The organism is Metasolibacillus meyeri (assembly GCF_003049505.1).
Lineage (GTDB): Bacteria > Bacillota > Bacilli > Bacillales_A > Planococcaceae > Metasolibacillus > Metasolibacillus meyeri.
Window position 1 is genome coordinate 1 of the sequence record NZ_PYWN01000070.1, and the last position, 26,563, is coordinate 26,563.

Sequence of the window (26,563 nt, forward strand, 5' to 3'; positions counted from 1 at the left end):
CCACTCACTATTTTGATGTGGGGGTCTTACAGCCTGTTAATACGGGATAAAAAATGAAGAACTATTCATTTGTATTTTAAATATATGGGAGATGTCCAAAATGAGAAATATTTTAATTGTAGACGATCAGCAAGGGATTCGATTACTGTTGAATGAAGTTTTTAAAAAAGAAGGCTATAGAACATATTTGGCATCAAATGGTATAGAAGCGTTAAATATATTTAAAAATGAAGAAATCGATTGTATCTTACTCGATATGAAAATTCCAGGAATGAATGGTATGGAAATATTGCGTGAGTTACGTCTATACAGCGATAAAATAAATGTCGTTATGATGACAGCGTACGGTGAACAGAAGTTGATTGATGAGGCATTTCAACTAGGGGCAACAAAATATTTTACCAAGCCATTTAATATTTTTGAAGTGCGAGATGCAGTGAATGAAATACTAAATAGTTGTCAAAGCGAAGGTGTTTGAAATAACTTTTCAGACACCTTCATTTTTGTTATGATAGGGATGTACAATTATTTGGATGAAGCGAAAGCTTGTTCAAGATAAAGGCTTTTAACTGTTAGATGTTCAAGTTGAGCATAGTGGCAGAGCCATAAATAAACAATAACCGATCAACTATCCGAGGAGGATTTAAATCATGGCATTAGTTTCGATGAAAGAAATGTTAATTAAAGCAAAAGCAGAAGGTTATGCGGTAGGACAATTCAATATTAACAACTTAGAATTTACACAAGCAATTTTACAAGCTGCGCAAGCGGAAAATTCACCAGTCATTTTAGGTGTATCTGAAGGTGCAGGTAAATATATGGGTGGCTTTATTGCAGTTGTTCACATGGTAAAAGGTTTAATCGAATCATATAAAATTACAGTACCTGTAGCGATTCACCTAGACCATGGCTCAAGCTTTGAAAAATGTAAAGAAGCAATTGATGCAGGCTTTACTTCTGTTATGATTGATGCTTCTCACCACCCGTTCGATGAGAATGTGAGCACAACGAAGCAAGTTGTAGAATATGCGCACGCAAATGGTGTTTCTGTCGAAGCGGAGCTTGGTACAGTTGGTGGAGAAGAAGATGGTGTAATCGGTGGTATTATGTATGCAGATCCAGCTGAATGTAAGCGTCTAGTAGAAGCAACAGGTATCGATTGCCTAGCACCAGCACTTGGTTCAGTACATGGTCCATACCAAGGGGAGCCAAACTTAGGTTTCACTGAAATGGAGGAAATCTCTAAATTAGCGGATTTACCATTAGTACTGCATGGTGGAACGGGTATTCCAACAAAGGATATTCAACGCTCTATTTCTTTGGGTACGGCGAAAATTAATGTCAATACAGAAAATCAAATTGCTGCAACGAAAGCAATTCGTGAAGTGTTAGCAAATGATACAAAAGTATATGATCCACGTAAATATTTAACACCTGCTCGTGAAGCGATTAAAGAAACAGTTATTGGGAAGATTCGCGAATTCGGCAGTTCTCAAAAAGCATAAAGTCAAACTTTAATCAGCGGGTAGGTTCTCGCCTTCCGCTGATTGTTAGTTTTCAATGATACAGGAAAAAAACCTGTTCAACGGGATAGATTAACTATTCGAATGAAATGAATGATTTGCAGGAGAAGTGTCAGATTGCGAAGATCGGCCTTCTCTTCATTTTTGAATTGATATGAAATTGTAATTTAGGAGGATTTTTAGCATGAAATTTTTTATTGATACAGCAAATTTTGAAGAAATCAAAGAAGCCTACTCTTGGGGGATTTTGTCGGGTGTAACAACAAACCCATCACTTGTAGCAAAAGAACCAGGCGTAAACTTCCACGATCGCTTAAAAGAGATTGCAGAACTTGTTGAAGGTTCAGTTTCAGGTGAGGTTATTTCTTTAGATGCTGAAGGAATGATTAAAGAAGGTGAAGAGCTAGCGGCAATTCACCCAAATATTACAGTAAAGCTACCTATGACACCAGAAGGCTTAAAAGCATGTAAACACTTCTCTGAAAAAGGGATTAAAACAAATGTTACGCTAATCTTCAGTGCCAACCAAGCTTTAATGGCAGCTCGTGCAGGCGCTACTTACGTTTCTCCATTCCTTGGACGTTTAGATGATATCGGACATAATGGCATAGAGCTAATTTCTACAATCGCTGACATTTTCACGATTCATGACATTAAAACAGAAATCATTGCTGCATCAATCCGTCATCCACAACATATTACAGACGCAGCTCTAGCTGGTGCTCATATTTCAACAACACCATTTAAAGTATTACAGCAATTGTTTAACCATCCATTAACTGAAAAAGGAATTGAAGGGTTTTTAGCAGATTGGTCAAAGCGCCAAGGGCAATAAAAAACACTTTCATTTTGAGGGAGAACCGTTATGGATGTTTATAAAATTACAGGACAACGACGTTTGAAGGGTACAGTGAAAGTTAGTGGAGCCAAAAATAGTGCGGTTGCTTTAATTCCAGCATCAATCCTAGCGAATTCTTCCGTCACAATTGAAGGAATCCCTGAAATTTCTGACGCATGGACATTAAAAGCATTGCTAGAAGAAATCGGTGGAGAAGTGTCATTCCAAGACGGACAAATGACAATTGACCCGAGCAAAATGACAGCAATGCCAATGCCAAACGGCAATGTGAAAAAGCTACGTGCCTCATACTATATGATGGGAGCGATGTTAGGTCGTTTTAAAAAAGCAGTAATCGGCTTACCAGGTGGCTGTTTTTTAGGACCTCGTCCAATTGATCAGCATATTAAAGGATTTGAGGCATTAGGGGCAACTGTAACAAATGAACACGGTGCCATTTATTTACGTGCTGAGGAGCTAATTGGTGCAAAAATTTATTTGGACGTAGCAAGCGTAGGCGCAACAATTAATATTATGCTTGCTGCTGTTCGTGCAAAAGGTCGCACCGTTATTGAAAATGCAGCAAAGGAACCAGAAATCATTGATGTTGCCACATTATTAACAAATATGGGAGCGAAAATTAAAGGCGCAGGTACGAGTGTGATTCGTATTGATGGTGTAGAGGAATTACATGGTACAAAGCACACGATTATTCCTGATCGTATTGAGGCATCTACTTTCATGATTATGGCTGCAGCAATTGGTGAGGGTGTCATTATTGATAATGTGATCCCGTTGCATGTAGAGTCATTAGTCGCTAAGTTAAGAGAAATGGGCGTGAAAGTAGAAACAGGGGAGGAGAGTATTTTTATACCGAAGCAAACAACGGACTTAACAGCTGTCGATATAAAAACCCTTGTTTATCCTGGCATCGCAACAGATATTCAGCAGCCTCTATCAGTCTTATTGACACAAGCAAATGGCTCTTCAAAAGTAACAGATACGATTTATTCAGCAAGGTTTAAGCATATTGATGAGCTTCGCAGAATGAATGCAAATGCGAGAGTTGAAGGCAATACAGCAATTATTCAAGGACCTACACAATTACAAGGTTCAACTGTCACTGCAACAGATTTGCGCGCAGGCGCAGCGTTAGTATTAGCTGGCTTAATTGCAGAAGGTGAAACAGAAATTCATGACATTTATCATATCGAGCGAGGTTACGGTGGGTTGATTGAAAAGCTTTGTGCACTTGGAGCGGAAATTCGCCGCGAAACAATTGTACATACAAGTAAATAATTGGATGTTAGCAATTGAGGATAAAGTGAACCTTCATTCCTTGGGGATTTTCTTCTCCTATGGGCTGTTAGCTTCACCAATCGGATTTTACAGGCTATAATCCTTTACTACAAAGGGTCTTACAGCCTGTTAATACAGGACAAATAAAACCGTGCAAGTATGATAGCAGGAGGATAAGGAAACATGGAACGCAGTTTATCAATGGAAGTAGTACGAGTAACAGAAACAGCAGCGATTGCGTCTGCAAAATGGATGGGACGAGGCGAAAAAATCGCTGCCGATGATGCAGCTACAACAGCGATGCGTACAATGTTCGATACGATTCCAATGCATGCAACAGTCGTAATCGGGGAAGGCGAAATGGATGAGGCACCAATGCTTTACATCGGTGAAGAGCTTGGACTTCGCAACGGTGGGCCAGAGGTAGATATCGCTGTAGACCCATTAGAAGGTACGAATATCGTTGCAAAAGGTGCCAATGGCGCAATGACAGTATTAGCAATTGCAGACCGTGGCAACTTACTAAATGCACCAGATATGTATATGGATAAAATTGCAGTTGGTCCAGAAGCGGCTGGTAAAATTGATATTAATGCATCTGTCACATATAATTTATTACAGGTTGCAAAAGCGAAAAATAAAAATGTTTCGGATGTTGTGGCGACATTATTAGATCGTCCACGCCATCAAGCAATTGCTGATGAAATTCGTGAAGCAGGCGCACGTATTAAATTCATTCAAGATGGAGATGTGGGTGCGGCAATCAATACAGCTTTCGATGAGACAGGTATCGATATTATGTTTGGTATCGGTGGTGCTCCAGAAGGTGTTATTGCAGCGGTTGCTTTAAAATGTTTAGGCGGTGATTTTCAAGCGAAGCTCGTGCCTGAAGATGAAGAGCAGCTAGAACGCTGTAATAAAATGGGGATTAACGTGAATAAAGTATTGTATATGGACGATTTAGTAAAAGGTGATGATGCGATTTTTGCAGCGACAGCTGTAACGGATTGCGAGCTTTTACGAGGCGTCCAATATAAAGGCGCATATGCATTAACACATTCAGTTGTAATGCGCGCTAAATCGGGTACTGTACGATTTATTGAAGGTCGCCACAGCATCGACAAAAAACCAACGTATTAAGCTTCTATAATAGCAGGACGAATCAGCCCTGCTCTTCTTAAGAAAGTAAAGGACGTGTCTGAAAGATATTTTGAGACACGTCCTTTACGACCACGACGAGATGGTAGTATTCCAATACGGTCATCGCAGGCGTATGCAGTTTTTAGCAAGCATTAAATATACAGGCTAAAACTGTCTGAAAAGGAGCTGTCTGAAAGGTTATTTTGAGACAGTTCCATTCAACCATTCTCCAATAAGTAAAATTTTAAAAAGACTGGGGTCATCATATGGCAGCTCTAACAATTGCTCAATTAGAAAATATGACTTTAAAAGAGCTTTATGCTCTTGCACGAGATTACAAAATTTCATATTATAGCAAATTAACAAAAAAAGAATTAATTTTTGCGATTTTAAAAACGCGCTCCGAGCAGGAAGGTTTCTTCTTTATGGAAGGCGTGCTCGAAATTGTATCGCAAGAAGGCTTTGGATTTTTACGTCCAATCAACTATTCTCCTTCTAAAGAAGATATTTATATTTCGGCTTCTCAAATTCGCCGCTTCGATTTACGAAATGGAGATAAAGTTTCAGGTAAGGTGCGTCCACCAAAAGAGAATGAACGCTATTACGGTTTATTACAAGTAGATGCAGTAAACGGTGAAGACCCTGAAGTAGCAAAAGAACGAGTGCATTTCCCTGCATTAACACCGCTATATCCAGATCGTCATATTAAACTTGAAACAACTTCTAAAAAATTATCCACACGTATTATGGATTTAATTGCACCAGTAGGGTTTGGACAGCGTGGTTTAATTGTAGCACCACCAAAAGCAGGAAAAACATCTTTATTAAAAGAAGTTGCAAATGCAATTACGACTAATTACCCTGAAGCGGAGTTAATCGTTTTATTAATTGATGAGCGTCCTGAAGAGGTAACGGATATCGAGCGTTCTGTAAATGCGGATGTTGTTTCCTCGACATTCGATGAAGTACCTGAAAACCATGTGAAAGTAGCGGAAATTGTGTTAGAACGTGCACGTCGACTAGTGGAGCATAAACGTGATGTTATTATTTTAATGGATTCGATTACTCGTTTAGCGCGTGCGTATAACTTAGTTATCCCACCAAGTGGTCGTACATTATCAGGGGGGATTGATCCAGCCGCGTTCCATCGACCAAAACGCTTTTTCGGCTCGGCTCGTAATATTGAAGAGGGCGGTAGCTTAACAATTTTAGCAACAGCCTTAGTTGATACGGGAAGTCGTATGGATGAAGTGATATACGAGGAATTTAAAGGAACAGGGAACTTAGAGTTACATTTAGATCGCAGTTTAGCAGAGCGTCGCATTTTCCCTGCACTTGATATTCGCCGTTCAGGTACGCGTAAAGAGGAGCTTCTTATCCCGAAAGAGCAGCTAGATAAATTATGGGCAATTCGCAAAACATTTAGCGATTCATCAGACTTTGCTGAAAAATTCTTACGCAAGCTACGTACAACAGAATCAAACGAAGAGTTTTTCGAAAAGCTCAACCAAGATATGAAAAAAGCAACGAACGGTAAAGGGTTGCTGTAAAGTGAAACTTCGTGCAGTAGGTGGGGATATAGCCTAAACGAATCGAGCTTTTACTCGCTGATTTATTCTACCTATTAATGCAAAATAAAAGTTTTTATAAACAGCAGATCCATCTCGAAACGTAAGTTAGGAGATGGGTCTGCTGTTTTGCGTCTAAATATCTACGAATTAAGATAAACTTTCAACAGATGTCACACATTTTTTTCAGATATAATAATTCTATTACTTAAATTTTACTATAAGTATTTTATATGCTAGCAATGAAAGAAAGGAGCTATTCAATGTAATGACAGTATTTCGTTTTTTAAATATTAACGTGCTGAATAGCAAATTTAAACGATATTATCAACAAAATCTTGGGAGTAATTGTATATTGTTTGTTTCTAAAGGAGAGGCAATAGTTACGCTAGGAGATGTTGAATACATACTATCTAAAAATAGCATGTATATTTGTCCTTCAAAGACTAGCCTTGAACTTAAGATAGCTGTAGAAAATAGTGTGACAGCGTATGTTATTCAATTTGAAATAACTGAAAATACGACGCAAAGTGATACATTTATTAATTTACATATAGAGGAAATGGGCGGAAAATTAAATTTGAGGTCAACCTATGAAGTGATTGAGCTATGCAATAAACTTGTTGAGCTATCTAAAAGCCCAATCAAAGAAGATAAACTACTTGAACAAGCCTACTTTTATATGCTGCTATATGCTATAAGCAAAAACCGCATATCCTCAGATCAGGATCTATCAAGTATGTTAGAAAAAACAAAACAGCATATACAATATCATTTTTCTGAACCCATTCAAGTGAAGGATTTAGCTCAAATGATGAATATTAGCTCGAAATATTATATGGAATTATTCCGTAAACAATTTGCTATGAGTGCTACTCAGTATTTAACGCAAGTAAGAATTGAAGCATCTAAATGGCTATTAATAAAAGAACATAAAACGCTTCGAGAAATTGCAAGCGAAGTAGGATATAAAGACGAATTCTATTTCAGCCGGCGATTTAAGCAAGAAGTGGGTATTTCACCATCAGTATTTATGAAAAGCCGTAGAAAGAACATTGCCGTTTTAGATAGCTCTTTTTTCGGTCTGCTTGCTCCTTTACACTATATTCCAGTCGCAGCACCTCTTCACCCTACATGGAGGTCTTATTATTATAAAGAGTTTGGAGACTATGTAGCTACACATTTAGTTGTTGGGAGAACTCCTGCTATTTTAAATGAAAATATAATGTTGCTTCAACAAAAAAACAAGAAATATGATGTCATACTTTGCTTAGATAATTTGAATGCCGAACAGCTTACTTTATTGCAAGGGCTAGGTCATGTTTATCAGCTTGCATGGAATCATTTATCTTGGCGTGAGCAGCTATTTGAAGTTGCTCAACTTCTTGATGCAGAACACGAAGCAAATAAATGGCTTGCTGAATATGAGCAAAGTGTACATAAAACTGTAGCTTGCTTAGACGCTTTTTGCCACCCACAGACTTTTTTATTTTTATTAGTTATGGGGAATGGATGCTATCAATATCAAGATCGAAGTATTCAAGAGGTTGTACTGGGAGATTTAGACTTACAGCTTGCAACCGCATTAACAGTTGAGGCACAGCAACCAATTACAATTGAGCAGTTAGCAGACATCAGCCCAGATGTGATGATGATTCTTGTTTATGAAGATGAGGAATCAATGAAAACATGGAGCAAAATGCAAGTAGATGAAGTATGGCTTGAGATGAAGTGTGTACGTAATCGAGATATTTATATGCTGACACATTTTCCGTGGCGTGATTATGCACCATTACCGCATCTTCTGATTGTGAAAGAAATTGAAAAATTATTAACCTCAAAAAGTTCATTATAATAACCTCCTTTTCTACATGGACGCAAATAAAAAATTTATCTATCATTGATAATGATTCTTATTATCAACGTAAATTAAGTATAAGGGAGGCGTTCTGAATGAAAAGGACGATGACAATATTAAGTGTTTTAATGCTTATTTTTGTATTAACAGCGTGTAAGGAAGAATCTAATGCTCAAAATAATTCGAGTGAGGGACAAACGAAAACGATTACGTATTTAAATAATGATTATATAGTTCCTGCTACACCACAAAAAATTATTTTCTTAAATGCTTTTGAATCATTAGAGGATGCAATTGTTTTAGGAATAAAGCCATATGCAGCAAGCGCAATTGGAGATGAAGATGAGCCATTTCCAAGCTTTTTTGGAGAAACGACAGCTAATACAATCCCACTATTAGGAACAAGTAGTGAAAGCTTAGAATATATTTTGAAGCTAGCGCCTGATGTAATTATTAGTACGGATATGGAAGAGCCTAAAATTTTAGAGCAGCTAGAGAAAATTGCGCCAGTCATTCCAACATCTCATTATGGACCTGATTGGCAAGCGAATCTCGAAATGCTTGCAGAGGTTACTGGAAAAACGAAAGAGGCAAAAGCACTTATCGATGGTTATCATCAAGACAAACAAGAGGCAATTAATTATTTGAATTCTTTTCAAGAAAAAGATGTAATGGCAATACGTGTTAGGGGAGGCGAGATGATGGTCTATCCTGAAGATGTTTTTCTGAACGATGTGTTATATGGAGAATTAAATCTGCGCATACCAGAAACGATTCAAAAGGTGAGGCAGCAAACGGTTATTTCTCTAGAAGGTCTTTATAAAGCGAATCCAGATTATATTTTCATCCAATATGATATATATGAAAATGATATGGATGAAAGCATATTAGATAGTTTGCAGCAAAGCCCAGTGTGGCAAGGATTAAAGGCAGTACAAAATAATCAAGTGTTTATAAACAAGGTTGACCCATTAGTTATGGGGGGCGGTACGTTAAATGGCAGAGTGCGTATTTTAGAGGCAACGATGCAAACGATAAAGTAAAACTGCTCTGAGTGTAAGAAAAAGCTAAAATAACTTATTGAAAATTAACGAATAGATGGGGGATTATGTGAAGTTAGCAGAGAGGCTTAATCAATTATTTTGTGAGAAATTTGAGCAAGGTTTATTTTCGGGAAATGTTTTAGTAGCAAAAGGGAGTAAAGCGCTTTATACAGGAACATTTGGTTTAGCAAATTATGATAGCGAAGAAAAGTTAACAATCCAATCTTTATTTGAGCTAGCCTCTGTTACAAAGCCCTTTACAGCGATTGGCATTATGATTTTAGAAGAGCAAGGAAAGCTTTGTTACGATGATTATATTCAAAAATGGCTTCCTGATTTTCCTTACCCTGAGATTACTTTACGACAGGCTTTGACACATACATCTGGTTTACCTGATTATATGGAGTTGTTTAAAAGTCATTGGAATCATCAATGTATTGCGACGAACGTAGATGTGATTCGTTTATTAGCTGAGCATAGACCTGAGCCGTATTTTAAGGCTGGAGAGAAATATGAGTATAGCAACACAGGCTATGTATGTTTAGCAAGCGTAATTGAAGCTACAGCAAGTATGCCGTATTCATCTTTTATGCAAAAGTATGTCTTTGCCCCTGCTAAAATGCATCGTACAAAAGTGATGAATCGTCGATATAAACCAGAAAATGTAGAGGATTTTGCATACGGCTTTATCTGCACTTCTGAAGAAGCTTCTTTTGTTTTACCTGATGAGTTGCTAGCTTATGATTTTGTGAAATATTTGGATGGCATTCAAGGGGATGGCATGATGCACTCGACGGTTATCGATTTACTTTCCTTCGCTTGTGAGTTACACAATGGTGATTTGCTACGTACATCGTCACTTGATTTAGCTTTGACTCCAGTGGTGACAGAGGATGGGCAAAGAACACCTTGTGGCTTTGGCTGGTTTGTTGATACAATACCTAGCTTGGGAATGAGAATATCTCATAGTGGGGGATGGCCAGGCTATTCAGCAATTTTAGCTTGCTATGTGGAGACAGGTTATACAATCATTCTTTTAAGTAATATTGAGAATATAGACATCCAAGAAAATATGTCGGATTGGTTACAGCAAATGGAGCAGTATATTGTTGAGAGTGATAAAAAAGGGCTATAAATTATAGAAAACACATCATTGACTACCAAGCAGTTGATGATGTGTTTTATATTTTTATTGATAATGATAATCATTCTCTTTATAATGATTATGTACGAAATAAGGAGGAGCAAAATGAAACAATATCGAAAACAATCATTGTTCATAGTGATGCTAGTATGTGCGCTGTTCGTTGTAGCAGCATGTAACAATAAAAGTGATGAAACAACATCTACTGAAAAGAAAGAGGCATCCAATGATACCACACGCATAGTAACAGATTCAGTAGGCCGCGAAGTAGAAATACCAACAACCCCTCAGCGCGTTATTGTAGATTGGGATTTAGGTCATGTGTTAGCAGTAGGGGTTGTGCCAGTTGCGACAACGACAAAGGTGATGGGGTACGGAGAGTTTTTAGTGGATTACTATAAAGGACAAGAAATTGCTGATTTAGGAGATGAGGGTGCTGTCTCTTTGGAAACCGCCACTAGCCTAAAGCCAGATTTAATCATTACATATGGTGAGGAAAATGTAGAGCAATATGAAAAAATTGCACCAACAATCGTATTTAGCGCAGATGTTTACGATAATGTAGAGGCGGAAATTACAGCGATGGGCGAGTTTTTAAATCATCAAGAAGATGCGAAAAACTTTATAGCAGATTACAAAGCACGTGCACAGGCGGCTGCAGACAAAATCAAAGCTGCCATACCAGAAGGGATAACATTCTCACTCTTTACATTATCTGATAAGCATATTTCAGTCATTCCAAGTGGTACGTCTGGTGGTGAAGCTATGTATAACTTACTAAAGCTGACAGCGCCAGCATCTATTCAAAAGTTGATTGAAGATAGCAATGGAGATTGGCAAAAGCGTCGTATTTCGTGGGAAATCGTTGGTGACTACGTAGGCGATTATGTAGGTGTACTAGATTATGGTCAGGAATATGAGGCTACTTCTACGTGGAATAACTTAGATGTTGTCAAAAACAATAAAGTTATTACATTTGACGGTAAATATTTCTTCCTAGCTGATCCAATTTCCGTGATTAATCAAGCGGAACAAATGGCGGAGGAGATTATTAAAGTGGTAGAACAACAGTAAAAGGGAGCGAGGCTGTCTGAAAAGGTATTATTTTTTCGGACAGCCTTAGTCTATATATTAAATATTTACTAAAAAACATCTGTACCTGATGCTACGCTTTCACACATAAAACAGTGCACTAGCGCTAGTCGCAAGGAGCCGTCTCAAAATGATTTTTCAGGCACTATAACTGTAGCAAAATCCAGATGCAATTTGGAGGAATCCCTAATGAATTATGAAGCATACACATTATTGTGGGAAAATACATATGCAAAAGTAAAGAAGATGGAATACAAGCATCATACAACAACAGCTATCAAACAAACGATGAAGCATAGTGCATTTTTAATTATTACAGAGGGAGAGGTAGACCTGTTAATTGGTCAGCAGCCTTATCGTGTGCAACAGTTTAGTATATTCCATGTTGGTAAGTCTGAATTACTACAGGTTAAAACAGCTAAAAGCTTTAGTTATTACATGATTTACTATAAAGGAGATGTACTATATGTGGATGCCTTTATTCAGCATTTGCACATAGAATATCGCCCCTTCCACACAAGTTTTTCTTGTGTTCCAGCTAACCCGATTGCGATTGAATTGTTATTGCAGGATATGTATATCAAATGGAAAACCGGTTCTTTTCAAGAGCACTTATTCGTTAAAGCGCTATTCTATGAGCTTATTTATCGTATTTTTCAAGAACTGACAGAAGGAAATGGCAAGCCCCATGAAATTGATTTAGCAGAAACAGCACGTCTTTATTTAGAGCAACATGTGCATGAGGCCATTACTATGCAAAAGCTAGCAGATTCTCTGAAAATTAGCACACGTCACCTTTTACGTATTTTCAAGGAACGTTATGGTGAGGGACCTCAAAACTATCTACAGCAACTTCGCATAGAGCTTGCTAAGCACTATTTACAGTCCAACCAATTAAGCATAAAAGAAGTAGCGACGGCACTTGGCTATGAGGACGAATATTATTTTAGTAGAGCTTTTAAAAAGCAAGTACAAATAGCGCCAAGTACTTATAGGCTGAAATATGCATCCGAGACGTCTGATTTCCCTATTACAAATGATAATCATTTTCATTACAATAAAAATCAGCTTGCGCAGGCAATACGGTTTGAAGGTAGGGAACATAAATTAATGAAGCAAACATTTATCAATAGTATCAGACTCCCGTTTTTAGCTAGCTTAATCTTATTATTAGGAGCTTGTGGGTACGAGGATGAACAGGAAAAAATAGAAAAGGTAGCAACACATATTGTGACAGATGGCGTAGGTAGAGAGGTAGAAATCCCAGTTGAGCCACAGCGTATTGTCACAGATCAATATTTAGAAATCTTAGTAGCCTTAGATACGCCACCTGTTGGAGCTGGTGAACATGTTCTCCGTACAGATTATATGAAGGACTATATAGATGGTATTGAAAGTATCGGTTTACCTGTCAATATGGAAAGTGTATTGCAATTAAAGCCAGATTTAATTATTACAACAGCGGAGCCTGGAAAAGAAGCTGAAAAGTTAGAAGGCTTAGAGAAAATTGCGCCGACAGTGGTTGTTCCATGGCTAAATGGAGAGGACATGTATGCTCAAATGAGAGCAGTGGCAAAGTTAATTGGTAAAGAGCAGCAAGCAGATGAATGGATTGTCAGCTTAGAGAAGAAGGGGCAAGAAGCACAAGAGCAAATAAAAGGCATAATTGGTGAAGAGGAAACGGTAACAATTATGATGACTTATGGAAAAGAGCAGCCGAGAATTTACGGTGGACGAAATATAGGGCATGTGTTTTATCGATTATTAGGGCTAAATCCAACTCCGTTTATACAAGAGAAAATAAAAGAGGACCCGAATTTCGGAAGTTTTAATAATGAAGATATTTCCCTTGAGGTTTTACCACAATATGTAGGGAATTGGTTGATTGTACTGGATTATAAAACAGATGACGGTGATGATGGGAAAACAATGAGTGATATCAAAGAAAGTGCTCTATGGAAAAATCTTGAGGCTGTGAAAAATAATCATGTTATTTATTTACCACAAGATCCATTTTTCTCTTATTCTCCAATTGCTATTGAACAATCATTAGAGTCAGCAATATCTCTAATTAAGGAAAGAGCGCGATAATTCCTAAGTGAAAGAGAAATCAGAGTTATGAGTAACTATGGTTTCTTTTTTGCCATATTCAAAGGCAAACTGCCCCTGTGTTTGAAGGAGGTGTAAATCAGATGCAGCATGATGCAGATCGTTTTTTAATGGAGCATATATTTTTAAAGGTACTTCATATGGAACATCATGAATCGACTCTAATTGATGATACAAAACAAATAAAATCAAATGTCTGGCTAGTTGTTGAAAAGGGAGAAATTTCATTTACTTATGCCCATAAACACTACGAAATATCAGGTTTTCAGATTGTTCATTTGACACAGCATGGACAGCTCACTATTACATCTAAACACAAGGCAAGTATTTATGTAATTGATTATATAGGCAAAGTGCTATACGCGAGCTCCCTATTGAAAATATTATTAGAGCAGGCGCCAATGGGTCAACCATTATCTTTCTATCCAGTTGCCCATACAGATGTGGTACTAGAAATCATTAGCAACCTGTATAAGCACTATAAAAAACAACAGAAACTAGCGATTCAAGTGAGCTTTCATCAGCTAATGGCACAAGTTCTTCTGGAAGTAGAGCAGAAAGAAACGTCTACCAGTACATTAGAGCAAGCTTTGGCGTATATAGAGCGACATGTGCATGAGCCAATCGTCATTCAAGAGGTTGTTCGCCATATACAAGTGCCGGCACATCAGTTAGCAGCGTTGTTTAAAAAGCATTTTGGGCAAGCCCCAAAACAGTATATACGCAAGCGTCAGCAACAGCTGGCAGAAACCTATTTATTGCAGCCCCATTATAGAATCAAAAATGTGGCGACGGCTTTAAACTTTGATAATGAATTTTACTTTAGTAATGTCTTTAAAAAATGGACAGGTGTTACACCAAGCCAATTTGTTAAAAATTCTATAAATAATATGTCTGAAAAATACATTGGTAATGAGAATCATTTTCAATACAATGAGAATCAGCTTGCGCAAGCAAATCGATTCGAAGGTAGGGAAAATGAGTTTATGATACAAAACATGATGCATAAGATAAAACTGCCATTACTTCTTAGCCTATTGCTATTACTAGCGGCGTGTGGAAATGATACGAAGAAGGAAAGCAGCATCCCACCAAAAGAGGAGGCAACAACAAGAGTAGTCGTAGATGATGCAGGACGTGAAGTAGAAATCCCAGCAAAGCCTGAGCGTATTATTACGGATTGGCATTTAGGCCAGATTTTAGCAGTGGGTGTCACACCGTTAATGGGGACTATATATAACCCAGGTTTTCTTGCACAACATTATACAGACGAGGAAATATTGGAGTTTAGCGATGCCTCAACATCTTTTGAGAAAATAATCGAGTTAAAACCAGATTTAATTGTCACTTGGAATGCAGAAGAAGTGGAAAATTATGAAAAAATTGCACCTACAATTGTTTTTGATAGTGCTACATATACAACACCACAGGAAGAAATTTTAGCGATGGGCCAATTTTTAGGTCGAGAAGAAGAAGCACAAGCATTTGTAGAAGATTTTGAGACACGAGTCGCAGCAGCAAAAGAAAAAATACGAAAGGCTGTTCCAGAGGGCTCTACATTTAGTCTTCTTTTGTTATCAGCAAAAATGGCCTATGCTATGGAGAAAGAAGTAGACGGGGGACGCGCACTTTATGATTTATTAGGCATGGAGCCTGCACCGAAAATACAAGAATTATTTGATACGGCAACACCAGAGAGAGGACGTTTTTCTATTTCTATTGAAACACTGGGTGACTATGTAGGAGATTATGTGTTTGCCACTATACTTGTAGAAGATCATAATGATTTGCCAACTACTTGGAAAAACTTAGAGGTTGTAAAAAATAAAAAAGTAATTGAATTAGATCCTAAATATTATTTTGCTTCAGATCCATTGTCTGCATTATATCAAGCAGAGGAAATGGTGGATAAAATTGAGAAGTTAGCAAAGTCAAAGCAATAGCCCTTACAAAATGAAATACAGGAGGTCCAGAGATGAAGTATGATGCAGATCGATTTTTAGTAGAGCAGATGTTTATAAAAGTAACACATGTTGAATATGTGGATACAATAGCTCTTCCTTACACAGCTCAAGTGAAATCGAATGTATGGCTTATGGTGATAGAGGGAGATATTTGTCTATCTTTTGACAATAAGCAGCACCATGCTTCAGGCTTCCAACTAATCCATCTTGCTAAAGAAGGTTATTTTACAATTACATCTAAAAGTAACACAAGATTATATATCATTTATTATAGTAAGAAAATTTTATATGGCGAAGCACTACTTAAAGTACTGCTTCAACGGTCATCATTTAGTCAGCCATTGTTTGTCTACCCAGTTGTCCATACGGAGACTGTGGTAGAAGTAGTAGCCAAACTTTATTGGCACTATCAACATCAGCAAAAGCTAGCTGTTCAAGCGTGTTTTCATCAATTAATGACACACACTTTTATGGAAATTGAGCAACGGGAACTACCTAAAAGTCCCATACAACAAGCTTTAGATTACATTGACCGCCATCTACATGAGCTTGTCACAGTACAGGATGTTGCGGTAGCCATTCAATTGTCCGAATATCAATTATGGGAGCTATTTAAGAAGCACTTTGGACAGAGTACAAAACAGTATATACAAGAGCGTCAGCGCCAGTTAGCAGAACATTATTTATTGCAGCCTCATTATCAAATTAAAGATGTTATGACGGCATTAAACTTTGATTCGGAAGTTTATTTTAGTCGTCTTTTTAAAAAGTGGACAGGCTACACACCAAGTGAATTTATCAAGAAAAGTGCTAATCTACTGTCCGAAAAGTCTATTAATAATGAGAATCGTTTTCATTATAATGAAAATTACCTTGCGCGAGGAAATCAACTGGAAAGTAAGGAGCATGAATTAGTAATGAAACGAAACAGGATGAATAGCATAAAGTTGCCATTTCTCATTAGCCTACTTGCACTATTAGTAGCATGTGGTGACGATACAACGCAAACAACAAACAGCAACGACGGTACGGCGCAAACTGAGGAAACGGCAACAAGAGTGATTGTTGATACTGCGGGACGTGAAGTGGAAATCCCAGCAAAGCCAGAGCAAATTGTTATGCAAGGAAATGCTATTGGTGATTTAGTGGCATTGGGTATTGAGCCTATTGGGGTAGATCGACGTTTTATTGACAGTGGTGTCATAGAGGATAAAGGGAAAATTAGCGCAACAGATATTGGTTATCCAACAAACTTTGAGCAAGTACTTTCGTTAAAGCCTGATTTGATTATGCTAGGCTATGTAATGGATGATGAAATTGAAAAAGCTTCTAAAATTGCACCGACTGTTACATTTGATGGTATGTTATCTTTAAAAGAAAGGTTTCCCACTGTTGCCGATTTAGTTGGTAAAAAGGAAGAAGGAGAGAAAATTTTAAAAGACTATGAAGAGAACGTGGGGGCGATGTGGCAGCAACTTTATACAGATGGCGTGATAGCTGAAGGAGAAACGGCTGTCGTCCTGCAATATTATTGGAACAAAACGATGTATGTAATGAAAACGGGCGGTGTTGCGAATCTATTGTATCATCCAGCAGGTTTAGCAATGGATGAAAAGGTACAAGCATTACAGCCAAATAGTGGACCATATATTGAAATTGCTGAAGAATCTATGCATGATTTGCTTATTGGAGATCATTTATTTGTCCTCGTATCTGTAGATCCTGAAGCGAAAAAAGTCTTTGAAGAACTACAGCAAAAACCTTTATGGAATGCTTTACCTGCTGTTAAGAATAAGAAGGTTCATTACATTGAAGATCGCTGGAATTATACAGATATGACGACAAGTATGATGTTGTTAGAGGAATTCCCCAATATATTGACAGAATAATTACAATGACTGGTTGTACTTTGAAGAATGCAGATGTGCTAACAGGAGGCAGATAGATGGAACAGAATATCAATCGCTTTTTATTGGAGCAAATGTTTTTGAAGGTGCTTCGTGTGGAGCACATCGAATCTTCTTCGATAGATTGGTCAAGTCACGTACAGTCAAATGCATGGATTATTGTTGCTGAGGGTGATATTTGCTTAACGATTGCCAATCAGCCCTATACTATAGCAGGTTTCCAAATAATTCACCTCACAAAGCGCGGTCCGCTTTCAATGAGAGCGACAACGAAAGTAAGCATTTATGTGATTGATTATATTGGAGAAATTCTTTATCGTGATGAATTGCTGTTAGCACTTCAACAACAGGCTTCGCTTGGTCAGCCTATTTTTTTCTATACATTAATAAATCCTTTTGTTGTCATTGAAATGGCTAATAATCTTTATTGCCACTATCAAAAAAAGCAAATGTTAGCGGTGCAAGCAGACTTTCATCAGTTAATGGCACAAGTTTTTGCAGAACTTGAACAGCAAAAGCATAGTGAATTAGAGCAAGCATTGGCGTATATTGAACGACATTTATATCAACCGATTTCGATACAAGATGTTGCACAGCATACACAATTATCTACACAAAAATTATTCATGCTATTTCAAGCACATTTTGGTCATGGACCGAAGCAATATATACAGCAGCAACAACGCCAATTAGCACAAAAATATTTACAACAGTCTCACTATCAAATAAAAGATATTGCACAGGCCATGCATTTTAATACGGAAATCTACTTTAGTCGTGCATTTAAAAAATGGACAGGCTTGACTCCAAGTGAATATTTGGAGAAAAGTATCATCAATAAGTCCGAAAAACCCATTAATAATGAGAATCATTTTCAATATAATAATAGTCAGCTTATGCAAGCTAAATTATTTGAGAATGGGAGCAATACAATTATGTTAAAAAAATTAGCTACTCCTTTTTTAGTCAGCTTAATTTTATTGTTAGCTGCATGTGGAGCAGATTCAACGCAAAAAATGGAAGATGCACCAAAAGAGGAAGCAACAACAAGAGTTATTATAGATGATGCAGGACGTGAAGTAGAAATTCCTATAAAGCCAGAACGAATTGTGACAGATTGGTATTTAGGACAAGTGTTAGCGTTGGATATTGTGCCAGTAGGTGCTGTAGTAGCGAACTTAGATTATGCTGCTTTTTTAAAGCAATATTATAAAGAGGGCGACATTACGAATATCGGTACAGATGGTAGCGTGTCATTGGAAAAAGTTTTAGAGCTAAAGCCAGATTTGATTATTACATGGAATGTAGACGATGTTGAAAAATTCGAGAAAATTGCACCAACAATTGTCTTCTCAGAATCAGCCCATCAAGGTGCAAGCGATGAAATAAAAGCGATGGGTGATTATTTAGACAGACAGGCTGAGGCTGATGCCTTCGTGAAAGACTTCGAAAAACGTATCGATGCGGCACGCCAAAAAATTTATGCAGCAATTCCAGAAGACGCAACATTTACGATTTTTGATGTGTTCGAGAAAAATGCAACGGTTGTAGCGAATGATAGTGTGTCAGGTGGAAGAGCACTATATCAAGTTCTTGGTATGAAGCCACAGGAAAAAGTACAGGAGCTGTTCGATACGAAGGAATCGAATAACGGGCGCTATGACGTTTCCTATGAGGTAGTGGGTGATTATGTAGGTGACTATGTGTTTGTTATCAACTTCTTCAACAAAGATGAAAACTTCCCAGCAACTTGGACGAATTTAGACGTAGTGAAAAATAATAAAACGCTACACTTAGCACCAGAATATTATTTTGCTTCTGATCCACTTTCTGTCTTACATCAAGCGGAGGAAATGGCAGAAACAATTGTCGAAGCGGCAAAATCAGCGCAATAAAACAAGAAAAAGGGGCATGTCTGTAAAGTTATTTTAAGACAGGCCCTTTGTGATGAGCAACGGTAGAAGCTATTTTTTAGGGCAGTTTGCGTTGTTTGGAAAGGTGTTTCTTATTTTAGCTAGCCATTAAATTTGTTTCGCCTAATTAAAATAGATTGCATAAAGTAAAAGAAGTATAGTATATTTAAATGCGAATGATAATCATTATCAAATGAAATGTCTATTATACAACAAGGGGGTTGCATCAGTGCTATTAAAACGATTTTTTTCTTACTACAAGCCTTATAAAGGGTTGTTTATACTTGATTTTTCATGTGCTATTTTAGTTGCACTTATTGAATTAGCTTTTCCGCTAGTTTTAAACAAAGTGATTGATGATATTTTACCTGACGGTGAGTTGAAGTGGATTTTAATGGTGAGTTTATTGCTGTTTGGCTTATATATTGTAAACTCGATTTTCCATTTTATTGTTTCCTATTGGGGGCATATGCTAGGCATTAATATCGAAACAGATATGCGTAAAGAAGCCTTTAGCCATGTGCAAAAGCTATCATTCCGCTATTTTGATAATAATAAAACAGGACATCTTGTGTCTCGTTTGACGAATGACTTAATGGACATAGGAGAGCTTGCGCATCACGGTCCAGAAGATTTGTTCATTGCAGTGATGACGATTATTGGGACGTTTTCAGTTATGTTTTACATTGACCCTACTTTCACTATTATGATATTCGTCCTTGTACCAATTATTTTAGCGTTAACGATTATTTTTGGAAAGCTTATGTCTAAAGCCTTTACACGAATGTTTGGCGATATTGCAGATTTCAATGCACGAGTAGAGAATAACGTAAGTGGTATTCGTGTTGTACAAGCTTTCACAAATGAGGCGCACGAAATTAAACGCTTTAAAGTAAATAATGAACGATTCCGTATGACGAAGCTTTTTTCTTATAAAGTAATGGCTTGGAATGAAGCCATTTCAGGTATTTTAACAAAGGTATTATCATTATTCACGCTGTTTGTAGGTGCTTATTATGTATTAAATGGGCATTTAACGAGCGGAGAGTTTGTCGCATTTATTTTGTTATCAGGTATTCTATTAAATCCGATTCATAAAATTAATATGTTTATTGAAAGCTATCCGAAAGGTATGGCAGGCTTTAAACGCTATATTGATTTTATTGAAACAGACCCTGAAATTGCAGACCGTGTGAATGCGAAAGAGGTAGACAGTGTTGAAGGTGAAGTCATTTTTGATAATGTATCGTTTGGTTATACAGAGGATAAGCGAACATTACATAATATCAACTTAACCGTTCGACCTGGTGAAACAGTGGCACTTGTTGGACCATCAGGAGCAGGAAAATCTACAATTTGTAGCTTACTGCCGCGCTTTTATGAAGTAAGTGAAGGAGCCATTAAAATTGATGGAACAGATATACGAGATTTCAAGCTACATTCATTGCGCTCTCATATCGGTATAGTACAGCAGGATGTCTTTTTATTCGATGGCACGATTCGTGAAAATATTGCCTATGGGAATTTAAATGCAAGTGAGGAAGATATATGGCACGCAGCAAAACGTGCACAGCTTGAAGAGGTGATACGCGCGTTGCCAGAAGGAATGGATACACTTATCGGAGAGCGTGGTGTCAAGCTGTCTGGAGGTCAAAAACAACGCTTATCGATTGCGCGTATTTTCTTGAAAAACCCTAAAATTCTTATTTTAGATGAAGCGACATCTGCGTTAGATACAGAAACGGAGAAAGCGATTCAAGAAGCATTGAATGAGCTAGCGATAGGACGAACAACATTAGTCATTGCACACCGTCTAGCTACAATTAAAGATGCAGATCGCATTGTTGTCGTATCGAAAAAAGGCATTGTGGAAGAAGGTACACATGCCGAATTAATGGATAGCAAAAAGGTCTACTACGGTTTGTATACAGCACAATTTGGTTTACAGCTATAAAGTTACCGATTCAGTCAGTATTAGTTTTGTAGAGCACCCACTTCAATAGTAGGCTTTTCCTTAATATTTTGAAGTGGGTAATCTTACAGCCTATTAATACAAGATAAATTTAAAGGAGTTAAAGAAATATGACGGTCATTGAAATAGAGCATGTTGCAGTTGGCTATTCTTCAACAACCATTGTAAATGATTTAAGTGTCAAAATACCGAAAGGAAAGATCTCTACAATTATTGGACCAAATGGCTGTGGGAAGTCTACTTTATTAAAGGCTGTAGCGCGTGTAATGAAAACGCAAAGTGGTGCGGTTTACTTGGACGGGAAAGCGATCCATCAATTAAAAACAAAAGAAGTTGCGAAAAGAATGGCGATTTTGCCACAAACAGCAACAGCTCCTAACGGCTTAACGGTTTTTGAATTAGTTTCATATGGACGTTTTCCTCATCAAACAGGCTTCGGTACGCTGCAGAAGGAGGATTATGAATATATTCATTGGGCAATCGACGTTACAGGGTTGCGTGAGTTTAGCGACCGTCCAATTGAAGCTTTATCTGGAGGACAACGTCAGCGCGTATGGATTGCGATGGCATTAGCACAAGGGACGGATATTCTTGTACTAGATGAGCCAACAACGTATTTAGATTTAGCACATCAGCTCGATATTCTTTTATTATTGCAAAAGCTAAATGAAGAAGAAGGACGCACGATTGTAATGGTATTGCATGATTTAAATCATGCCTCGCGTTTTTCCCATTTTATGATTGCGATGAGAAGTGGACAGTTAATTGTGGATGGTCATCCGCAAGAAGTAATGACAAGAGGACATTTACAAAAAGTTTTTAATATTGATGCGGAGATGGCGGTATGCCCTTATAGCAATAATCCGATTTGTCTGTCCTATCAATTATATAAGAAAGATTAGCATGCTAGTAGAAATGAAATCCTGTTTCTCTCTAATGAAAGAGAAAATGTAGATGGATTGATTGTAAGGAGGAAGCACATGGCTACGTCAGCCGAAGAGGTCGAGGGGTTCGAAAAATTAGAGGAGATACAAAGACGTTCGCATCCAATACGTGCAATATTGGCACTTATTATAGGGCTTGTAGGTTTAGTATTTGCGATTGGTTTATCCATATCTTTTGGTGCAGCAGATATTTCACTGAGCGTGGTTTGGCAGGCTGTTTTTAATTTCTCTTCTGATTTAACAGAACATCAAATTATTCGTGAAATTCGCTTGCCACGCGTCTTGGGTGCTGCCTTAGTAGGTGGGGCCTTTGCTGTAGCAGGTGCTATTATGCAAGGGATGACACGTAATCCCTTGGCAGATTCAGGTTTACTAGGATTAAACGCGGGGGCAGCATTTATGTTGGCGTTATGCTTTGCCTTTTTCCCGGGCTTACCTTATATGTTTTTAATTCTATGGTCTTTTGTAGGCGCAGGACTAGGTGTTGCAATTGTTTATGGCATTGGTTCACTGTCAAAGGGTGGTTTAACACCAATGCGTTTAGTTTTAGCAGGTGCTGCGGTTAGTGCCCTTTTAGGTGCACTAGGAGAAGGGATTGCGCTGTATTATCGTATAGGACAAGATTTAGCGTTTTGGTATGCAGGTGGTGTTTCGGGTACGAAATGGAGTCATCTTCAAATTTTATCACCATGGATACTTGCCGCAATGATTGGAGCACTTATTTTATCGCGTTCGATTACATTACTGAGCTTAGGTGAGGAAATTGCGATAGGGCTTGGGCAACGCACGAATGTAATCAAAGTATGGGGAATGATTATTGTTTTAATTTTAGCAGGTGCGGCTGTGTCAGTAGTAGGAGCTGTAGGCTTTGTAGGATTAATCGTGCCGCATTTAACGAGATACATAGTTGGACATGATTACCGTTGGATTATTTCTTGTTCTTTGGTGTATGGTGCATTGCTTGTCGTGTTAGCAGATTTTATTGCGCGCAATATCAATCCTCCATATGAAGCGCCGATTGGAGCACTTATTGCCTTTATCGGAGTTCCATTCTTCCTATATTTAGCTCGTAAAGGAGGAAAAGAACTGTGAGCAATAATTTTTTAACACCAAATCAACAAAAGATTAAAAGGAAAAATATTATCATTTTATGTACAATAGCTGTGCTCATTTTAATTACATTTGTAATTAGTATGAATACGGGTGTGATTAAACTAACGCCGATGGAAGTGATTCGAACATTATTCGGACAAGGCACTGCCGAACAGCACTTAATTTTATTTGAATTTAGGCTCCCACGCATTGTAATAGCTGTATTAGTAGGAATGGGTTTAGCGGTTTCAGGCGCTGTTTTACAGGGTATTTCGAGAAATGCACTAGCAGATCCGGGGATTTTAGGTATTAATGCTGGGGCAGGTCTTGCTGTTATGTTATTTATCTCTTTTTTCCCGACAACAAAGGCCGCACCTGTCTTTTTACTACCGGTGTTAGCTTTTGTAGGTTCTGGCTTGACGGCGATTGTCATTTATACGCTGTCCTATAAACGCCACGAAGGCATTACACCGATGCGCCTTATTTTAACAGGGGTTGCAGTGGCGGCAGGTATTAGTTCAGCGATGATTGTATTGACACTCCGACTAACACCAGAAAATTATCAATTTGTCGCGACATGGCTAGCGGGGAGCATTTGGGGTTCCAATTGGCGGTTTGTCCTATCTTTACTGCCTTGGTTAATCGTATTGCTACCATTTGTTTATTCAAAATCTCGTGTATTAAATGTTTTGAATTTAGGAGAATTAACAGCTGTAGGTTTAGGTGCTTCTATTGAAAAAGAGCGGCGCTGGCTATTAGCTGCATCTGTTGGACTTGCTGGTGCAAGTGTTTCGGTGAGTGGTGGTATTGGATTTGTCGGGTTAGTTGCACCGCATTTAGCACGTCAGCTTGTGGGAGCAAAGCATCAATTTTTACTGCCCGCTTCCGCATTATTAGGTGGTTTGTTAGTGTTAATGGCAGATACGATTGGACGTTCAATTTTAGAGCCATCTGAAATTCCAGCAGGGATTGTTGTCGCTGTTTTAGGAGCGCCCTACTTCCTTTATTTATTAGCACGTTTAAAAGAATAAAATTTTTTAAACTTTATTGAGAATGATTATTAAAGGAGTATAGATGATGAAAAAACTAACGATATTTTTATTTCTATTTGCGATGCTGCTTGTAGGCTGTAGCAACAAAGAAGAGGTTAAGTTGGAAACAAAAGCAGAGAGCGGTACAAAAGTAGAAGCTGCTGCTACAACAAAAATGGTTTCTACTATTAATGGAGATATTGAAATTCCTACACAAGTAGAGCGCCTTGTTGTTGATGCGTATTTACCAACATCATTATTGTTAGGTGTTAAGCCAGTAGGTGCCACAGAACAAGATTTAATCAATGTTCATATTCAAGATCAAATTGACGGAATCGAAAATACAGGTGATAGTTCTGTAGAAAAGATTTTAGCATTAAAGCCAGATTTGATTATTATTGCGAATTCGGATGCAGAGGCGTATGCTAAGCTATCTAAAATTGCGCCAACTATCGTTCTTCCTTATGAAACATACCGAACTGTTGAGGAAGAGGTAAGAGGGCTAGCTGAAATTTTAGGCAAGCAAGCTGAAGGAGAAGCATGGTTAACGGAATTTGAGGAGAAAGTAAAGGGAAATCGTGAGAAGTTAGCTGCTGTAATGGAGCCAGATGAAACAGTTGCGATTTTCGGTGCATTTGGGAAAGAGTTTTATTTATATGGCGATGGTATTTATCGCGGTGGGCAAGCTATTTATAAACAATTGCAACTAAAAGCACCTGAACGTATTCAAAAGGAGTTAATTGACGAAGGCATCACATATCAACTTATTGCCTATGAAGTTTTACCTGAATATGCAGGAGACTATATTTTCTTAGATGAATCATATGGTGGTGAGCTAGATAAAGAAGATTCTTTATGGCAGTCAATAAGCGCAGTGAAAAATGATAGAGTATTGTATTTAGATGGCGCAAGATTTTGGCCATTTGACCCAATCGCAGTATTAGCACAAGTAGAAGAAGTGACGAATTTATTAGTCGATAAAAAGAAGAACGCCGAGTAAGACTAATCACTAAAAGGAAATGGGGGATTTGGTACATGACAAAGGAAATGTACGACGTAACGATTGTAGGCGGAGGACCAGCGGGATTGTTTACAGCATTTTATAGCGGAATGCGTGATTTAAAAACAAAAATTATTGAGTGTAGTGACCAATTAGGGGGACGTGTATTAATTTTCCCTGAAAAAATGATTTGGGATATTGGTGGAATGCCACCGATTTTAGGCGGTCAGTTAATTGAACAACTAATTGAGCAGGCAAAAACATTTGATCCGACGATTGTGCTGAATCAAAAGGTTGAAAATTTAGAAAAGCAAGCGGATGGCACATTTATTTTAACATCTGCAACTGGTGAAAAACATTATTCAAGAACGGTCATTTTAGCTGTTGGTTATGGTGTACTTTCGTTGCAAAAGCTTGATATGGAAGGCGCCGATAAATACGAGGTGACAAATTTACATTATACGGTGCAGGAGTTGGAAGTATTCCGTAATAAACGTGTGCTTATTTCGGGCGGTGGTAATTCGGCTGTCGATTGGGCAAATGAATTAGCGCCAATTGCAGCAAGTGTGACGGTTGTACATCGACGAGATGAATTTGGTGGTCATGAACGAAATGTTGCTATGATGCGTGAAGCAGTAAATGTCAAAACACCATATGAGGTCACACAGCTTCATGGAGACACAGATTTAATTCAAGCTGTGTCGATTGCCAATAAAGAAACAGAAGAGATTGAACGAATTGAAGTGGATGCGGTTATTGTTAGTCATGGTTTAAAATGTGATTATGGAGCACTTGAGAAATGGGGGCTACATATTAAGGATAGCAATGCCATTGTCAATGAAAAGTGTGAAACAAATATTGATGGTGTATTTGGTGCAGGCGATTTTGTTAGTCATCCAAGTAAAGTACACTATATAGCAGGCGCATTTGCTGATGCGATTTTAGCATTGAATAGTGCAAAGCTATATATGGAGCCAGATGCACCGAAAATGGCCTATGTCTCATCGCATAATATTCGCTTCAAAGAGCGCAATAAAAATATTGGCTTAGTCGATAACGATTATCGTGAAGTACGTGGCTAAATTTTTCTTGAAATCGATAAAAGTTTTGTGTTATACTTCATAGG

Annotated in this window: 20 protein-coding genes; all 20 read left to right on the top strand. The window is 37.9% G+C overall.

Annotated elements, in window-relative coordinates:
- The first annotated feature begins 100 nt into the window (after positions 1-100).
- The 20 genes from C9J34_RS10935 to C9J34_RS11030 all read left to right on the top strand — a co-directional run bounded on the left by C9J34_RS10935 (position 101) and on the right by C9J34_RS11030 (position 26,519).
- Positions 101-478: a response regulator gene (locus C9J34_RS10935; RefSeq protein WP_107839908.1), complete on the top strand. Its 378-nt coding sequence runs from the start codon at positions 101-103 to the stop codon at positions 476-478.
- A gap of 172 nt (positions 479-650) precedes the next feature.
- On the top strand, positions 651-1,505 hold the full coding sequence (locus tag C9J34_RS10940) for a class II fructose-bisphosphate aldolase (protein ID WP_107839909.1): 855 nt from the start codon (positions 651-653) through the stop codon (positions 1,503-1,505).
- A 202-nt stretch (positions 1,506-1,707) separates the two neighbouring features.
- Entirely contained in the window at positions 1,708-2,358 is a 651-nt protein-coding gene (gene fsa / locus C9J34_RS10945; protein ID WP_107839910.1) for a fructose-6-phosphate aldolase, read from the top strand.
- 30 nt (positions 2,359-2,388) lie between these two features.
- Positions 2,389-3,660, top strand: coding sequence for a UDP-N-acetylglucosamine 1-carboxyvinyltransferase (locus C9J34_RS10950; RefSeq protein ID WP_107839911.1), 1,272 nt, complete (start codon positions 2,389-2,391; stop codon positions 3,658-3,660).
- A 183-nt stretch (positions 3,661-3,843) separates the two neighbouring features.
- A complete protein-coding gene (gene glpX / locus C9J34_RS10955; protein WP_107839912.1) occupies positions 3,844-4,800 on the top strand; it encodes a class II fructose-bisphosphatase in 957 nt (318 codons plus the stop codon).
- Between the two features lie 266 nt (positions 4,801-5,066).
- Positions 5,067-6,350 (top strand): transcription termination factor Rho, encoded by a 1,284-nt coding sequence (gene rho, locus C9J34_RS10960; protein WP_107839913.1) that lies wholly within the window; start codon positions 5,067-5,069, stop codon positions 6,348-6,350.
- Positions 6,351-6,723: 373 nt separating this feature from the next.
- Positions 6,724-8,223, top strand: coding sequence for a helix-turn-helix domain-containing protein (locus tag C9J34_RS10965; protein ID WP_193768968.1), 1,500 nt, complete (start codon positions 6,724-6,726; stop codon positions 8,221-8,223).
- 98 nt (positions 8,224-8,321) lie between these two features.
- Positions 8,322-9,269 (top strand): ABC transporter substrate-binding protein, encoded by a 948-nt coding sequence (locus C9J34_RS10970; protein WP_107839915.1) that lies wholly within the window; start codon positions 8,322-8,324, stop codon positions 9,267-9,269.
- Positions 9,270-9,336: 67 nt separating this feature from the next.
- Complete coding sequence (locus tag C9J34_RS10975) at positions 9,337-10,404, top strand: serine hydrolase domain-containing protein (RefSeq protein WP_193768969.1); 1,068 nt, start codon at positions 9,337-9,339, stop codon at positions 10,402-10,404.
- Between the two features lie 114 nt (positions 10,405-10,518).
- Positions 10,519-11,487, top strand: coding sequence for an ABC transporter substrate-binding protein (locus C9J34_RS10980; protein ID WP_193768970.1), 969 nt, complete (start codon positions 10,519-10,521; stop codon positions 11,485-11,487).
- 207 nt (positions 11,488-11,694) lie between these two features.
- Positions 11,695-13,596, top strand: coding sequence for an AraC family transcriptional regulator (locus tag C9J34_RS10985; RefSeq protein WP_107839918.1), 1,902 nt, complete (start codon positions 11,695-11,697; stop codon positions 13,594-13,596).
- A 101-nt stretch (positions 13,597-13,697) separates the two neighbouring features.
- Positions 13,698-15,557 (top strand): AraC family transcriptional regulator, encoded by a 1,860-nt coding sequence (locus tag C9J34_RS10990; RefSeq protein WP_107839919.1) that lies wholly within the window; start codon positions 13,698-13,700, stop codon positions 15,555-15,557.
- Positions 15,558-15,589: 32 nt separating this feature from the next.
- A complete protein-coding gene (locus C9J34_RS10995; RefSeq protein ID WP_107839920.1) occupies positions 15,590-17,467 on the top strand; it encodes an AraC family transcriptional regulator in 1,878 nt (625 codons plus the stop codon).
- Positions 17,468-17,523: 56 nt separating this feature from the next.
- Positions 17,524-19,380: an AraC family transcriptional regulator gene (locus C9J34_RS11000; protein ID WP_107839921.1), complete on the top strand. Its 1,857-nt coding sequence runs from the start codon at positions 17,524-17,526 to the stop codon at positions 19,378-19,380.
- Positions 19,381-19,591: 211 nt separating this feature from the next.
- Positions 19,592-21,352, top strand: a complete 1,761-nt coding sequence (locus C9J34_RS11005) for an ABC transporter ATP-binding protein (protein WP_202973681.1) — start codon at positions 19,592-19,594, stop codon at positions 21,350-21,352.
- Positions 21,353-21,480: 128 nt separating this feature from the next.
- Positions 21,481-22,272: an ABC transporter ATP-binding protein gene (locus tag C9J34_RS11010; protein WP_107839923.1), complete on the top strand. Its 792-nt coding sequence runs from the start codon at positions 21,481-21,483 to the stop codon at positions 22,270-22,272.
- Positions 22,273-22,350: 78 nt separating this feature from the next.
- Positions 22,351-23,406 (top strand): FecCD family ABC transporter permease, encoded by a 1,056-nt coding sequence (locus C9J34_RS11015; protein WP_107839924.1) that lies wholly within the window; start codon positions 22,351-22,353, stop codon positions 23,404-23,406.
- A complete protein-coding gene (locus C9J34_RS11020) occupies positions 23,403-24,437 on the top strand; it encodes a FecCD family ABC transporter permease (protein WP_107839925.1) in 1,035 nt (344 codons plus the stop codon). The genes C9J34_RS11015 and C9J34_RS11020 overlap by 4 nt, the downstream gene beginning before the upstream one ends.
- A gap of 46 nt (positions 24,438-24,483) precedes the next feature.
- Positions 24,484-25,437 (top strand): ABC transporter substrate-binding protein, encoded by a 954-nt coding sequence (locus tag C9J34_RS11025; protein WP_238600627.1) that lies wholly within the window; start codon positions 24,484-24,486, stop codon positions 25,435-25,437.
- A gap of 35 nt (positions 25,438-25,472) precedes the next feature.
- Complete coding sequence (locus C9J34_RS11030) at positions 25,473-26,519, top strand: NAD(P)/FAD-dependent oxidoreductase (protein WP_107839927.1); 1,047 nt, start codon at positions 25,473-25,475, stop codon at positions 26,517-26,519.
- The last annotated feature ends 44 nt before the right edge of the window (positions 26,520-26,563 follow it).

Coding starts and splice junctions, on each gene's coding strand:
- C9J34_RS10935 (WP_107839908.1), top strand. CDS start 101: ATGAGAAATATTTTAATTGTAGACGATCAGCAAGGGATTCGATTACTG.
- C9J34_RS10940 (WP_107839909.1), top strand. CDS start 651: ATGGCATTAGTTTCGATGAAAGAAATGTTAATTAAAGCAAAAGCAGAA.
- fsa (WP_107839910.1), top strand. CDS start 1,708: ATGAAATTTTTTATTGATACAGCAAATTTTGAAGAAATCAAAGAAGCC.
- C9J34_RS10950 (WP_107839911.1), top strand. CDS start 2,389: ATGGATGTTTATAAAATTACAGGACAACGACGTTTGAAGGGTACAGTG.
- glpX (WP_107839912.1), top strand. CDS start 3,844: ATGGAACGCAGTTTATCAATGGAAGTAGTACGAGTAACAGAAACAGCA.
- rho (WP_107839913.1), top strand. CDS start 5,067: ATGGCAGCTCTAACAATTGCTCAATTAGAAAATATGACTTTAAAAGAG.
- C9J34_RS10970 (WP_107839915.1), top strand. CDS start 8,322: ATGAAAAGGACGATGACAATATTAAGTGTTTTAATGCTTATTTTTGTA.
- C9J34_RS10980 (WP_193768970.1), top strand. CDS start 10,519: ATGAAACAATATCGAAAACAATCATTGTTCATAGTGATGCTAGTATGT.
- C9J34_RS10985 (WP_107839918.1), top strand. CDS start 11,695: ATGAATTATGAAGCATACACATTATTGTGGGAAAATACATATGCAAAA.
- C9J34_RS10990 (WP_107839919.1), top strand. CDS start 13,698: ATGCAGCATGATGCAGATCGTTTTTTAATGGAGCATATATTTTTAAAG.
- C9J34_RS10995 (WP_107839920.1), top strand. CDS start 15,590: ATGAAGTATGATGCAGATCGATTTTTAGTAGAGCAGATGTTTATAAAA.
- C9J34_RS11000 (WP_107839921.1), top strand. CDS start 17,524: ATGGAACAGAATATCAATCGCTTTTTATTGGAGCAAATGTTTTTGAAG.
- C9J34_RS11005 (WP_202973681.1), top strand. CDS start 19,592: ATGAAATGTCTATTATACAACAAGGGGGTTGCATCAGTGCTATTAAAA.
- C9J34_RS11010 (WP_107839923.1), top strand. CDS start 21,481: ATGACGGTCATTGAAATAGAGCATGTTGCAGTTGGCTATTCTTCAACA.
- C9J34_RS11015 (WP_107839924.1), top strand. CDS start 22,351: ATGGCTACGTCAGCCGAAGAGGTCGAGGGGTTCGAAAAATTAGAGGAG.
- C9J34_RS11025 (WP_238600627.1), top strand. CDS start 24,484: ATGAAAAAACTAACGATATTTTTATTTCTATTTGCGATGCTGCTTGTA.
- C9J34_RS11030 (WP_107839927.1), top strand. CDS start 25,473: ATGACAAAGGAAATGTACGACGTAACGATTGTAGGCGGAGGACCAGCG.